General features: G+C 39.8%; 16 protein-coding genes. 4 read left to right on the plus strand and 12 right to left on the minus strand.

Going from position 1 to position 13,501, the window contains the following annotated elements:
* The 6 genes from anmK to AC1DRF_RS08795 all read right to left on the minus strand — a co-directional run.
* A partial coding sequence (gene anmK / locus AC1DRF_RS08770; RefSeq protein ID WP_477740600.1) for an anhydro-N-acetylmuramic acid kinase AnmK occupies nt 1-1,078 on the minus strand: 1,078 nt, incomplete at its 3' end.
* Nucleotide 1,079: 1 nt separating this feature from the next.
* Nucleotides 1,080-2,396: a 6-phospho-beta-glucosidase gene (locus tag AC1DRF_RS08775; RefSeq protein WP_477740601.1), complete on the minus strand. Its 1,317-nt coding sequence runs from the start codon at nt 2,394-2,396 to the stop codon at nt 1,080-1,082.
* Nucleotides 2,397-2,412: 16 nt separating this feature from the next.
* Nucleotides 2,413-2,679, minus strand: coding sequence for a hypothetical protein (locus AC1DRF_RS08780; RefSeq protein WP_013082025.1), 267 nt, complete (start codon nt 2,677-2,679; stop codon nt 2,413-2,415).
* Nucleotides 2,680-2,733: 54 nt separating this feature from the next.
* The gene (locus AC1DRF_RS08785) at nt 2,734-4,035 is read right to left on the minus strand and encodes a PTS sugar transporter subunit IIC (protein ID WP_477740602.1); all 1,302 of its coding nucleotides are present in this window, start codon (nt 4,033-4,035) and stop codon (nt 2,734-2,736) included.
* Nucleotides 4,036-4,117: 82 nt separating this feature from the next.
* A complete protein-coding gene (locus AC1DRF_RS08790; protein ID WP_013055720.1) occupies nt 4,118-4,423 on the minus strand; it encodes a PTS sugar transporter subunit IIB in 306 nt (101 codons plus the stop codon).
* 14 nt (nt 4,424-4,437) lie between these two features.
* The gene (locus tag AC1DRF_RS08795; protein WP_162213705.1) at nt 4,438-5,292 is read right to left on the minus strand and encodes a MurR/RpiR family transcriptional regulator; all 855 of its coding nucleotides are present in this window, start codon (nt 5,290-5,292) and stop codon (nt 4,438-4,440) included.
* Between the two features lie 215 nt (nt 5,293-5,507).
* Between AC1DRF_RS08795 and AC1DRF_RS08800 the strand changes: the two genes are divergently transcribed.
* The 3 genes from AC1DRF_RS08800 (at nt 5,508) to AC1DRF_RS08810 (ending at nt 7,969) form a co-directional block, all read left to right on the plus strand.
* Nucleotides 5,508-7,058, plus strand: a complete 1,551-nt coding sequence (locus AC1DRF_RS08800; RefSeq protein WP_477740603.1) for a glycoside hydrolase family 10-like protein — start codon at nt 5,508-5,510, stop codon at nt 7,056-7,058.
* Nucleotides 7,059-7,148: 90 nt separating this feature from the next.
* Nucleotides 7,149-7,643 carry an NUDIX hydrolase gene (locus AC1DRF_RS08805; RefSeq protein ID WP_098779729.1) on the plus strand — a complete coding sequence of 165 codons (495 nt, stop codon included), beginning with the start codon at nt 7,149-7,151 and terminating at the stop codon, nt 7,641-7,643.
* Between the two features lie 143 nt (nt 7,644-7,786).
* On the plus strand, nt 7,787-7,969 hold the full coding sequence (locus AC1DRF_RS08810) for a CsbD family protein (RefSeq protein ID WP_013082019.1): 183 nt from the start codon (nt 7,787-7,789) through the stop codon (nt 7,967-7,969).
* A 30-nt stretch (nt 7,970-7,999) separates the two neighbouring features.
* Here the strand turns inward: AC1DRF_RS08810 and AC1DRF_RS08815 are convergent, their stop codons facing one another.
* The 3 genes from AC1DRF_RS08815 to AC1DRF_RS08825 form a co-directional block, all read right to left on the minus strand.
* Entirely contained in the window at nt 8,000-8,659 is a 660-nt protein-coding gene (locus AC1DRF_RS08815; RefSeq protein ID WP_427075612.1) for a haloacid dehalogenase type II, read from the minus strand.
* Between the two features lie 129 nt (nt 8,660-8,788).
* A complete protein-coding gene (locus AC1DRF_RS08820) occupies nt 8,789-9,262 on the minus strand; it encodes a hypothetical protein (RefSeq protein WP_013082017.1) in 474 nt (157 codons plus the stop codon).
* Between the two features lie 193 nt (nt 9,263-9,455).
* Nucleotides 9,456-9,623 carry a hypothetical protein gene (locus tag AC1DRF_RS08825; protein ID WP_013055713.1) on the minus strand — a complete coding sequence of 56 codons (168 nt, stop codon included), beginning with the start codon at nt 9,621-9,623 and terminating at the stop codon, nt 9,456-9,458.
* A gap of 148 nt (nt 9,624-9,771) precedes the next feature.
* On the opposite strand from AC1DRF_RS08825, the gene AC1DRF_RS08830 reads away from it, so the two are divergent.
* On the plus strand, nt 9,772-10,221 hold the full coding sequence (locus AC1DRF_RS08830; protein ID WP_028407691.1) for a staygreen family protein: 450 nt from the start codon (nt 9,772-9,774) through the stop codon (nt 10,219-10,221).
* Between the two features lie 26 nt (nt 10,222-10,247).
* Here the strand turns inward: AC1DRF_RS08830 and AC1DRF_RS08835 are convergent, their stop codons facing one another.
* The 3 genes from AC1DRF_RS08835 to AC1DRF_RS08845 all read right to left on the minus strand — a co-directional run.
* Nucleotides 10,248-11,810, minus strand: coding sequence for a gamma-glutamyltransferase family protein (locus AC1DRF_RS08835; protein WP_477740604.1), 1,563 nt, complete (start codon nt 11,808-11,810; stop codon nt 10,248-10,250).
* Nucleotides 11,811-11,934: 124 nt separating this feature from the next.
* The gene (locus tag AC1DRF_RS08840; protein ID WP_013082014.1) at nt 11,935-12,138 is read right to left on the minus strand and encodes a CapE family protein; all 204 of its coding nucleotides are present in this window, start codon (nt 12,136-12,138) and stop codon (nt 11,935-11,937) included.
* Nucleotides 12,139-12,158: 20 nt separating this feature from the next.
* Nucleotides 12,159-13,501 (minus strand): gamma-glutamyltransferase (locus AC1DRF_RS08845; protein ID WP_477740605.1); only part of this gene is annotated, 1,343 nt, incomplete at its 5' end.

Consider the following 13,501-nt stretch of genomic DNA (forward strand, 5'->3'; position numbering starts at 1 on the left):
TGCTTGGATAACCTGAAAGTGTTTCATTTGCGAGCACCGCAAAAGCTACGGCTTCTTTTGCTTCTGAAGACATTCCTATTTCTTCTTGTGTATACACGCTGCAGCGTTTCCCGATCTGCGCTTTAATCATATTCATCAGCGTATTATTATAACTTCCGCCTCCTCCAATAATCACTTCGTCAATAGAATAGGCAGGAAAAATAAATGTTTCATAGTGATGTACAATGGATGATGCCGTGAACATAGTAATCGTAGCTAGCAGATCTTCCTTTTTATGTTTACTATAATTCTCTAGCAGTCTCTTTGTGTACTGTGTACCGAACAGTTCTCTTCCCGTCGATTTAGGAGGAGAAAGCTTCATGTAATCATGATTCATACAGTCTTCTAAAAGCTCTGAAATAATCTTTCCTTCAGCTGCTAAACGCCCATTTTCATCAAATGAAACATTAAAAAGCTGCTGACACGCTTCATCTATCATCATATTTCCCGGCCCCGTATCAAAAGCTACTACGGGTATAGGAGATTTTTTGGGCGGAATCAACGTTACATTTCCAATACCTCCAACGTTTTGAAGCAGCCTTGTACGCTCAGCGTGGCTGTACAAAATCCGTTCCGTGTGAGGAACTAACGGAGCACCTTGCCCGCCTGCTGCCATGTCCATCACTCTGAAGTTTGCTACTACCTTCGTTTTGGTTTCATAGGCAATAACAGCCGGCTCTCCAATTTGGAGTGTAGACATCGCTGTACTTCCCGAAGCATAAGGCTGATGGTAAATGGTTTGACCATGCGATCCAATAACATCTATTTGTTCAAGAGAAAAGCGGGCTTCTTGGCACACTTTTTTCACTGCATCCGCAAATGCATAGCCAAGTTTGAAATTTAAGCTGCAGATTAGCTGTACATTTGAATGTTCAAAAGAAAGCGCCTGCTCAATTTCCTTTTTTAACTGAGGTGAAAACGGCACGGTAATAAAATGAAGAAGCTTAACTTTACTTTCATAGCCGCTTCCTTCAATTTGAACAAGAGCTGCATCAACTCCGTCGAGTGACGTTCCTGACATAAGTCCAACAGCATACATACTACGCGTTCACTTCCTTAAAAAAAGCAGGTAAATACTTGCGATGAGCTTGAAGCAGTTCATCTAAGACCGACTTAGCCAGCTCGTCACTTGGAACAAGCGGATTAATGCTCAGCGCAACCAGTGCTTTTTCATAAGATCCTGTAACCGCAGCTTCTGCTCCTACTCGTTCAAACGATTTAATTTGCTGCACAAGTCCATTAACTTCTACCGGAAGTTCACCGACAGCGAGCGGTACTGGCCCTTGCTTTGTTACTACACAGTTTACTTCAACCGCAGATTCGTTTGGGAGTGAGGAAATGGCTCCATTGTTTTTTACATTTAATGTTTGAATATCGCCTTTATCGTTATAAATGGATGAAATTAAATTGCATGCGGCATCGCTATAATAAGCGCCTCCTCGTTTTTCCAGCTGCCGAGGCTTCATTTCTAGATTTGGATTTTTATAGAGTTCAAAAAGCTCGGCTTCTAATGCTTTGACCACTTCAGCGCGTGTGGTACCTGACTGAAAGGTCAGAAGCTCTTCTGCTAATATTTCTTTTGTTTTGTAGTAGTAGCGGTGATAAGGACATAAAATCACGCCAAGAGCTTCCAAAAAGTCCGGTTGCCATGGAATAGGAGCTATGTTTCTCATTGTTACTTGAGAGTTTGGATCACTTAATCGCCGAATGACTTCTTGCGTTACTTCCTTTCCTTTTGCATACACATGCAGTCCATATACCAAGTGATTTAACCCTGCAAATTCAATGTGAACATCTTCTTTTTCTACTTGAAGCAAGCCCGCGATGGAGTTTGTCATATGTACAGGCAGGTTACAAACTCCTACTACTTTAGAATGCTTCSCGTAGCGAAGCAGCGCCTCCGTTACCATACCTGCAGGATTTGTAAAATTAATAAGCCAGGCGTTTGGACAAACTTCGTGTATTTCCTCGGCAATTTTCAACAAAACTGGTATCGTTCGTAAGCCCTTAAATAATCCTCCCGCCCCGTTTGTCTCTTGACCAATCATTCCGTACTTAAGAGGGATGCGTTCATCTTGAATACGCGCATCAAGCTGACCTACTCTAAGCTGTGTCGTTACAAAATCAGCATTTATCAACGCTTTTTGTCGATCAAGCGTTAAATGAATTTTCATATCAACACCTGCTTTTTTGACCATTCTTTTCGCAAGTGCTCCTACAATTGCAAGTTTCTCTTTTCCTTCTTCAACATCTACAAGCCATAGCTCTCGAATTGGAAGCTCATCATATCGTTTAATAAACCCTTCGACCAATTCCGGTGTGTAGCTTGATCCTCCCCCAATTGTCACTACTTTCATTTTTTGTCCCTCCTTGTTAAAAAACGGCTAAATATGTAACGGCTGTGCACCCTATTCCAAGCAAAACAAAGCGTATACAAACGGCGGTTTTAGATAAAGCTGCGTTTGAAAGCCGAATGGAAATAAATGTTGTAAGCAGCGCCGCTGATAGGCTTGTAATGGCAAATAAACTATGCTGCGCTGATAAACCAGCATACTGCAGCAGAGGTGTAAAAATAACGTTGCAAAGAACCATGGTTAGCAGAAATAAAAACACAGTTTTATATCGAAACCGTACAAACATTGACCCTCACTCCTACTAAAGAGATAGAAGCCAAACAAGTTGGCTTCTCTTTCTTTACATTTGAACTGAACTATCGGATGGTGCAACCGTTGCTTCATCGCTTTTTTCCATTTCGACCATCTTTCGGTCGTACATTTTAAAGAACGGAAGATAAATGACAACAGAAATAGCAATATTGATAACGACTAGCACAACCGCACGCCAGTCTCCTCCGGTTGATAGATACGCTCCGATCGGTGCCGGGAGCGTCCAAGGAACCATTACGTAGGTTGGCGTAATAAGACCTGTCGCCGTTGCTGCGTATGAAATGATCGTTGTAATAATCGGGATAATGATAAATGGAATAATTAAAATAGGATTTAAGACAATTGGCAAACCGAAAATAATTGGTTCGTTAATATTAAAAACCGCTGGAATAAAAGATGTCCTAGAAAGCGCTTTCGAATATTTAGATTTTGAGAAAAACAGCATCGCTAAGGCAAGACCTAGCGTCGCTCCAGATCCTCCGATCCAAACAAACCACTGAAAGAACGTTTCAGGTGCAATATACGGAAGTGTGGAAGCTCCGTCTGCTACCGCTTCAGCATTTTTGGCTAAATACACTTCCCATACAGGCCTTGCCACTGTCCCAACAACAGAGACGCCGTGGATTCCAAATGACCAGAAAAACGTAATTAAGAAAACCGGTATTAACACTCCTGCTAAACTATCTCCAGCTTCCACAAGCGGAGCAACTAGTTTATCAACTAAATGGTGAAGATCGATACCTAAAACAATGGTAATAATCGTCATAAGTACAACAACAATCGCAACCGGAATTAGTGCTTCAAAAGACCTCGATACCGAAGGCGGCACTTGTTCTGGCATTTTAATGGTGACATTTTTTGCTTTACAAAACCTGAGAATTTCGACCGATAAAATCGATACAATCATCGTTACAAATAAACCGTGACCTCCAAGGTTTGTCATTGGAAGCATAAACCCTTCTTCTTCAATCAGCTTTGGAGTGACCGTAAGGAGTAGTGCAGCTACTGCAATTTGCGCTCCTGACAGCGGATCGAGATTATAGCTTTTGGACAAGTTGTATCCTATCCCAAAGGCTATATATAAAGACATAATAAACATCGTTACGCGATACGGTATTAAAATATTGGCGCTGTTATCAGCGGCCCATTTCGCAATTGTGCTGTCTTGCGGCACAGGCGGAAACGCTAGAATCAAGAAAAAACTTCCGATAATGATAACCGGCAAAGCGGATATAACACCATCGCGAATGGCTTGAAGATGCCGCTGTTCTGATAACCTGGCCATAGGTCCTGATAAATTGTTCTCTAAAAACGACACAAATTTGCTCATATACCCTTTCCCCCTCTATATTCTCCCCTTGTGTAAATGAAACCCCTTATCTATTTAAAAAGCAGGAATACACCTACTTTTCTTAGCTAACGAGCTGTTGAACCGTTTTAAAAAGCGTTGGACCTCCAAGCGGCGTATAAGCCTGCGGCGGAATGGGCCCGCATGGAACAGAAGCTTTATCTGCTTCCGCTTTCACTGCATTAAACCGGTGACGAATCTGCGGTGCAACCATTACAACGTCCCAGCCCTTTTGAATTTCCTCTGCCACTTCATTTGTTCCAATTGCCAGCACTTCCATATCCGTTCCGTGCTTTTGTGCTTCTGTTTTTAATGCTTTTACCACAATCGCACTTGACATTCCTCCAGAACATACAAACAATACCTTCATTTTCTCATTTCCCCCTACCTCTTTATTTTTTGAATTACATTATGTGTATCGATTATGCGTTCAAACACTTGATTGCCTTTTTGAATACATAACCGTATAAACATCGCATCTACAATGGCTAACTGAGCAATACGAGCGCTCATCGTTCCAATTCGAATATGCTGTTCTTCTACCGAAATAGTCAGCAGAATATCAGCTAATCTAGAAGCTGGCGATGATCCGTGCTGCGTTAGCAAAATGACGGCTGCTCCTTTGTCTTTGGCTATTTGCATCAGCTCTACCACTTCTTTTGTTTGACCTGAAGTGGATACCACAAACAGCACATCATCTTTTGTCATATTCGTAGCCATCACCATTTGAACATGACTATCTAATGAAAACAGAGCCGAAATATCAATTCGAAGCAGTTTATACTGAGCATCTAGCGCAACTACAGATGATCCTCCTGCTCCGTATAAAAACACTCGTTTCGCTCCATGAATAGCTTCCGCAGCTGCATCAATTGCAGAAGTGCTCACTAGTCGGCTTGTATTCATCAGTGCGCTCATACTTTTGCTTATGACTTTTTCAAGCACGGCATCTGTCTCGTCTTCAAAATTAACTGGAAGATTCGGCAGCTGTTCGGTATGCACCTTATGAGCATCTTTTGCTAATTCAATCTTTAATTCTTTAAAACTATTAATGCCTACACGCTGACAAAAGCGGATAATCGTAGCTTCGCTGCACTGACACTGCTTAGCTAGCTGTTTGGTCGTTAAGTTCAACGTGGTCGTGGGATTTTCTAGCACGTAATCAGCTACTCTTCCTTCAGCAGGACTGTAATGATTCATTTGTGCATCGATTAAAGTAAGTACGGAAAATTGGCGCATGAATTCCTCCATCGTTAAGTAACGTATTTCTAAAATATTCTTTAAATTACCATTATTATATTTTTTCTGAAGTTTAATTTCAATATTTTTCTGATATTTTTAAAACTTTATTTTATTTTTCAGAATATTTCATTAAAATCTATTGTGAATATAACGACCGCATGCTATATTATGAAAGAAATTTTATCTCAACCAAAAAAGAAGGAGGAACGAACATGCATATTAAAAAATGGGTTGGAGGCATCTTGTTTTTACTGCTGTTTTGTTCGAGCACATTGCCTGCTAAAGCAGACGTACCTACTACGTATCAAAAACGGGAGCTTCGAGCCGCTTGGATTGCAAGCGTATACAACATTGATTGGCCTTCTCAGCCTGGTCTTCCGGTTGAACAGCAGAAAAAAGAGTTTACCTATTTGCTAGATGAAGTAAAAAAGATGGGGATGAATGCTGTTGTTGTTCAAATTAAACCGACCGCCGATTCCTTTTATCCGTCAAAATATGGCCCGTGGTCAGAATATTTAACCGGTACACAAGGAAAAGATCCCGGCTATGATCCTCTGGCCTTTATGGTAGACGAAGCACACAAGCGCAACTTAGAATTCCACGCATGGTTTAACCCTTACCGCATTACAATGAATCATACTGATTTAAACAAACTAGCCGATAATCATCCTGCCAAACAACATCCTGATTGGGTCGTCTCCTACGGAAAACAACTCTACTACAACCCAGGTATTCCAGAAGTAAAAAACTTTATTATTGAAGAAGTGCTCGAAGTCGTAAGAAACTATGATATTGATGCTGTTCATATGGACGACTATTTTTATCCTTATAAAATTGCAGGTCAAACGTTCCCAGATCAAAAAACATATGAAGCCTACGGTGCTCAAACGTTTTCCAATATTGAAGACTGGCGGCGTGACAATGTTAATCAGCTTGTTCGAGATTTAAATAAATCTATTAAAAAAACAAAATCATACGTGAAGTTTGGCATCAGTCCGTTCGGCGTATGGCGAAACATTGCTAATGATCCAACCGGCTCTGAGACGACTGCTGGACAAACAAACTACGATGATTTGTATGCTGATACGCGTACGTGGATTCAAAATGGATACATTGATTACATTACTCCGCAAATTTATTGGAATATCGGATTTGAACCCGCTGCTTACGATACGCTGCTCAACTGGTGGAGAGATGAAGTGCGCGGAAAGCCAGTTCACCTTTATATTGGACAAGCTGCTTACAAAATTAATAACAACGCGGTGGAAGCTTGGTCTGATCCCGATGAGTATCCGAGGCAAATTGCTCTAAATCACCAGTTTCCAGAAGTACAGGGGAGCATGCATTTTAGCCTGAAAGATTTGAACCGAAACCCGCTAGGAATAAAAGATAAGCTGCAAAACGATATTTATAAACACCCTGCGCTTATTCCAGCAATGCCTTGGCTTGATAATACGGCCCCAAAAGCACCAAAATTAAAAAACGCGGGTCCTCATTCAAAAGAAGCAGCATTTGAAATTCGAGATCACCAGCAGAATGACTCCGCTTATTATGCCATTTATCGCTTTCAAGGCAATAAAAAAGGCGACATTAACAGCGCAGAAAACCTGCTGACAACCGTTCGAAAAACAGGAGAAAAACAATTGTTTGTAGATCAAAATGCACTCAAAAATCAAACATACACATATGTTGTAACCTCTGTTGACCGTTTGCATAACGAAAGTGCCGTTTCCCGCACGCTTACTGTAAAAGCATCTCATTAAAAAAGGTTCTATAGCAAAATGTATGGTAGGATAAAGAAATCAAACGATGCTTTATCAAGCCATTCTGTTATAGAAAGTAGTGAAAAAAAGATGGAACCAAATTATGATCGCGCTTTTGGCGTATATGGGATTTGTATGCGAGATAACAAGCTGCTTGTTATTCGAAAAAATAGAGGTCCGTATATTCATCGTTTTGATTTGCCAGGCGGACAGCTAGAGCACGGTGAAACATTAACGGAAGCGATGAAAAGAGAATTTGTGGAAGAAACAGGCTTTGAGATTAACATTATTTCTCAAGCGGGTACAACAGATTTTCAGTATCCTTGTAAGTGGAAAGAATTTACTCACGTGCATCACATTGCTGTATTTTATTGCGTAGACATTGCCGGCGGTGAGCTTCTTTCCCACCCCGTACAGTTTGAAGGACAGGATTCTTTGGAAGCATTGTGGATTGCACCGCAGGATCTCAACATCGATAATGCTTCGCCTCTTGTTCTAAAAGCAGTGGAATCTTTAAGCTTATTATCATGGCCTTATGAATCTCAGATTTATGATGATTGGGAGCTTAAAACCTCCGAACAATAATAATGATAGTGCCTACACATTACTCATGAATATCGTACACTTAGCTTCTATTTAAGTTGAAATCAGAAAATATGTTTAATTTCTTTCTAATGGTGGAACAGACAAGTAACGCTACTTAATTACTAATAGAAAGGAAGATTAAAATGAGTAAAGGTTTAGGAGATAAAGTTAAAGGAAATGTATCAAAAGCTAAAGGTGAAGTAAAAGATCAAGTGGGAAATGCAACGAATAACCGCGACCTTCAGCGCGAAGGAAAAGCTGAGAAAACAAAAGGAAATGCTCAAAAAGCAGTAGGCGAAACAAAAGATACATTTAGCAATAAATAAAAAAGGACGAGCTTAAATGCTCGTCTTTTTTTATTTAATAAGCTGATTTAAGCTTTTAATGATTACGTTTGGCTGCAATTCTTTATGTTCAGCTACATTTCCTTTTCGGTTGACCCAAGCCGTTGCGAACCCGTAGTTTTTAGCACCGGCAATATCCCATGTATTCGATGACAAAAATAATACTTCTTCTCTTTTGGCGTTCATTTTGTTTTTTGCATAGTGATAGCTTGCCATCGTAGGCTTGTACTGTTTGATTTCGTCTATGGAAATAACGTCCTCAAATAAATGATTCATATTGTGATAAGAAACAAGCGGATCAATCATGTGCTTAGGACCATTCGTAAAAATAGCCAGGCGATACCCTTTTTCTTTTAAATAGGCGAGCACCTCTTTGACTTCATCGTAGACATTCAGCTTCATGTAGGCACTCATCAGCATTTTTTCTTCGTGTTCCGTTAAATCAATATCATTTGCTTCTGCTGCATATTTCAGGGATTGATTTGTTAATGTATAAAAGTCAACGTATCGTCCCATCAGCTGATATTGCATGGCGTATTCAATTTGCTTCAAACGCCATAAATGACTAATGCTTTCTCCCCGCTCCGGATACAGCTGATCACACGTTTCAATAACGGTATGTACATCAAACAGTGTTCCATATGCATCAAATAAAATCGTTCTAAATTTCATCTGTGTTCGCCTCCTTCTTTCATTTTACCCACTCGCAAAAAAACATAACGTTTTTTCTGTTAAAAAAGAGGCCTATTAACAGCTCAGGTATGCTCATTTCTTATGAAAATAAAAAAACAGCAGGCTCTCCTACTGTTTATAATCCCACACGACTTTCCATTCTCCTTTTTCACGAACAGCATACACTTTCTGCACCAAATCAAAGTTTCCATATTTCCCTTTATACGTTTGGATAACAGTCATTTCGTAAACAACAGGAAACGCTTTACGATCATTTTCCATCTTCCAGCTCTTTCTTTTTTCAACATCTTCAATGGAATAAGTAAAGGTGTCTACCCCGAAATGATTGAGAAATACGTGTGCTCGATCTTGTATGTATGCACCTTTTGTCCATTTCTTTTTCATGGATGAATGAAAAAGGTCCCATGATTCCGAAAAGTTTCCTTCCTGTTCTAGCGTATAAAATTCTTTTACGGCAGATTTGGCTTGATGACTTGGAGAAAAGAATGTAAATTGAAACATCCAAACTCCCAGCGCAATAACAGAAAGAAACACAGCTACTCCTAAACTTCGCTTCAAAAGCAGTGTTTTTTTTCGATACAAGTAAAAAGCCCCTTTATCAAAAATGCAGTATACAACAGCTTATTCGATATCTAAGCTTTTTAGTATTGCCGGACTAAACTTATCCGGCATATCTTTTAAAAAAGGGATTGAGACATAAACATAAAAGATCCGAACGATTCATCGTTCGGATCTTCCTTCAACTAAAATACGTTTGTCCCAGCCTCTTTCATCGCTATACAATGTGAAAAGCCATTTGCATGGCTGCTAAAAAGCCCACGAACACAAGGCCCGTCACGAGACCCTCTTTCCAATCTGGCCGGTCCCCTCGAACAAATTTAGCAATGTCATACGATAGCATCGCTGCTAAAAAAATGGATAAGACAATATACAGCGGCTCCATCTTTTATCACCCACTATTTCTTTTCTTCAGTGTAACAACTTTTTCATAAGTATGCATGTAAGAAAAACAGCTTAAAATTCTTGACGAATGTGTGAAATTTCTCTTTTTTATGCATAAACTACTTAAAAGCGTGAAAGGAAGATGCCGTTTGTCTGCTTTTAATCCTCAGCAATTTAGCGTCACATACCGGCAAGGAAGCACGCCCACCTTTCCTTTTATTGGGCGACGCTATACGCTCACACATTCTGAACAAACAGACGATTTATTTCTTTGGATCGACGAAAAGTTTGCTGTTGATCAATTAAATGAGCAGCGAAATGAGCTTTTTGCCGAATGGCTCCACAAAGACGGTGTTGATACGCTGTATGTATACGTATTTATTGGCAATGAACAAACGGAAAAGTCCGTTCAAGCCATACGGTACGCTATTTTCAAACAGGAAATGCCTTACTTGCTAAAAGCATTGCGCTACGGTGATGCCACGTTTTTCAACGCTCACCCTGCTTTAGATCGTTCCCCCATTTACGTACATTTTCATTCCAGCGACAAAGATTTTCATTCCATTCGATATTTTCAAACGCCTTCTCACTATGCCTAAGCATATGAGAAGGGATCTTTACTTCGTTAATCTCCTGTTTTCCAAACTCCATTTCTTCTAGGGTCTCCGGCTCCTTCCATTTGTTTATCTTGAAAATTAATGGTTAACGCTTGAATACCTCCATAAAAGACGTCGCTTTCCTTTGTTTCTATTCGAAACGCAGAAGGAATATTTTTGGTATTTAAATCGGGCTCTACATAAATAGTCGAATCATCAAAAATAAAGCGCGGTTCGTTTACAGCTTTTTGAAGCGATTCATTTCCTTCAAGGTTTTTAGAAAGTACCTGAGTTAAAATTTGAGGAATCCGCGTTCCGCCCGGAGAACCTATTCCCATCGCCCACTCGCCTTTTTCTCTTATAATAGTTGGAGCCGTAAAAGTTCTTGCTCTTTTTCCCGGCTCGCGATTATTCGGTTCTTTGCTTCCAAACGTATCAGCATTGTTATTAAGAAAAAAGCCGTCAACTTGTTCGCCTGTACCAAAGAAGTTACTCAACGTATTAGTTGTAGATACGACGGTTCCTTCTGAATCAACAACCACAAAATGTGTTGTACTTTCGTGTTCTTCATCGCCTTCACCTGAAGAACGTGTCGGGTGATTGACCAAGTTTGTTATATAATCATCACTGACTAATTCACTTGAGTTTTGATTATGAAATTCTGGATCTCCGATTTGTTTTAACCGGTCGGAGTAAGCTGCCTTTTTAATTCTGTTCATCGTTTCGTAATATTCTTTATCAGGCATTGTTTCAAGATTTTCTTTCTCTGCCATTTTTAACATTTGAATCAGTGTAATTCCGGAAAAAGGCGGAGGCGCTGAAATCACTTCCGTTCCATTGTAAGTTGAAACGACAGGCTTGATTTCTGTCACTTGATAGGAAGATAAGTCTTTTTTAGAAATAGGCGTTGCATCAGCAAGATCTTTTGCCACATCTCCTTTATAAAATGCAGACGCACCTTCTCGCTGAATTTTGATTAATGTTTTAGCTAACACGGGCTGCGACAGGGTTTTTCCTTCTTCAATTGCTTCTCCCTTTGGATAAAAAGCGGATAGATCGTCTACATCCATCCTTCCTCTAGAGTAATACAATCGAGACGATAAAAGAGAGTCTACTTCARACCCTTTTTCAGCGTATTCAACAGCCGGCTGAATCAAATCACTCATTGATTTTGTACCATATTTCTGCTGAATATATTCCATACCAGCGACAAATCCCGGCACGCCGTTTTTACCACTCATAGAAGTTGGAGCGGTTTCCCGGTAATCGATAAAAGTAGCAGGCTGATCTTTTTTGGCAATCAGCATACCTCCACCTCCGCCAATTCCAGATCCAAAAGGTTCGACTACGTTAAGAGCATACGAAATAGCAATGGCCGCATCTACTGCATTCCCGCCTTCTTTTAATACGTCCATCCCTACATTTGCTGCCAGAGAATTAGAAGAACTCACACCGTAAGAATGATCATTATTTTTTTCAAGCAGCTTTTCAGGACTAAGATCGGTACTCGATTGAGTCATAAAAAAAGCGGCTATAACGCAAATTAATAATAAAAAAGCAATAATGTTAAACAACAGTAATTTTTTATTCACATATTACCCTCCATTTTTACTCATCTGTATATTTTGTGAAGCGCTTTCATTTTTATCCATACATTACATTGCACACAAAAAAGACATCGTCTAGGACGATGCCATTTTTGTTACTACATAAGATTTATTTTCCAGCAGCTGCCGCAGCATCATTTACTGCATCTGTAGCAGCTGATTTTGTTTGTTCAATCATTTTTACGTTATTTTCAATTTTTTGCTGTTCATCTGTTGAAAGAGTAGCCGGATGTTTTAAAGCTCCAAGTCCTGCTACTACTCCTGCTACAATAGCAATTGGTCCTACAATCCCTACGATTCGTTTTGCGATCATTTTCTATTCCTCCAATTAAGTTAGTCTGTACTTTTTTCCCATAAACCGTGGCGGCGCGGATCAGCGTCACCTTGAATCTTATTTTTCTTTAAGTCTTTCACAAGAGCTTGAACGCCTCCGTAAAACATCGCGTTATCATTGTTTTTTAAGTCATAGCCRTACGTTTTTAAACCATCTTTAGTTGACTGTTTAAGCTTAGCTTCTGAATAAAACTTATGAGAATCAAAAATGACACGCTTGTTTTCTACTGCGTTTTTAATGGAATCTTTGTCTTCAAAATAATCCCCAATTACTTGCGTTAACACTTGAGGAATGCGATTTCCTCCCGGTGTGCCAATGGACATTACCCATTCATCACCTTCACGAATAATGGTAGGGGCTGTAAATGTTCTTGGACGCTTACCGGGTTGACGCTTATTAATTCCTTCCCCAAACGTATTGAGCGTATTATTTAAAAAGAATCCATCTACATATTCACCGCTGCCAAAGAAATTACTCAGCGTATTCGTTGTTGATACAACGGTTCCTTCACCGTCCATGACAACAAAATGAGTGGTACTTTCATGTTCTTCGACGTCGCTTACTTTGGTATGATCTGTTTCAGTATTATTTAATTTATTACGAAGTAAATGCACGTAATGATCGTCGATCCAATCATTTGGCGTTTCTTTTATAAAAGCCGGATCAGCAATTTTTTTCAAGCGGTCTTGATAAGCTACTTTTGAAATTTGACCAAGAAAATGATAATAAAGACTAGGATGCGATTCCTTCAGCTTCCAAATATCTTCTTGATCCGTCATTTTTAACATTTGAATAAGCGTAGCACCAGCAAAAGGCGGAGGTGCTGAAATAATTTGATGACCTTTATAATTCGTCGATAGAGGTTTGCGTTCAACAGGCGCATACTTTCGCAAGTCTTTGTGACTTACTTTTGTTTCTTCTGTAATATCGTCTGCAATCTTCCCTCTATAAAAAGCATTTGGCCCTTCTTCCTTAATCTTTTGCAGCGTGTTCGCTAATTCATGCTGTTTGACAATTTCACCTGTGTTAATGGCGTCCTTATCTGGATAAAAGCTAGGAATTTCATCTTCATTCACATTACCTTTGTATGAAACCAGCCTGTCGTGCAAATCTTTGTCCACTTTATACCCATTCTCAGCATAGTTAATGGCCGGGTCGATTAGTTTGCTCATCGACATAGATCCGTAGTGGTGCTGAATATAATCCATACCAGCAACGAACCCTGGTACGCCAATCTCATCTTCTTTATCATTCTTAGGTGCAATTTCTCGGTAGTCAATAAATGTTGGAGAGGCATCTGCTGGATCAATCAGCATTCCGCCGCCYCCCCCAAGTCCTGATC

The organism is Priestia sp. P5_B4, from assembly GCF_056400385.1.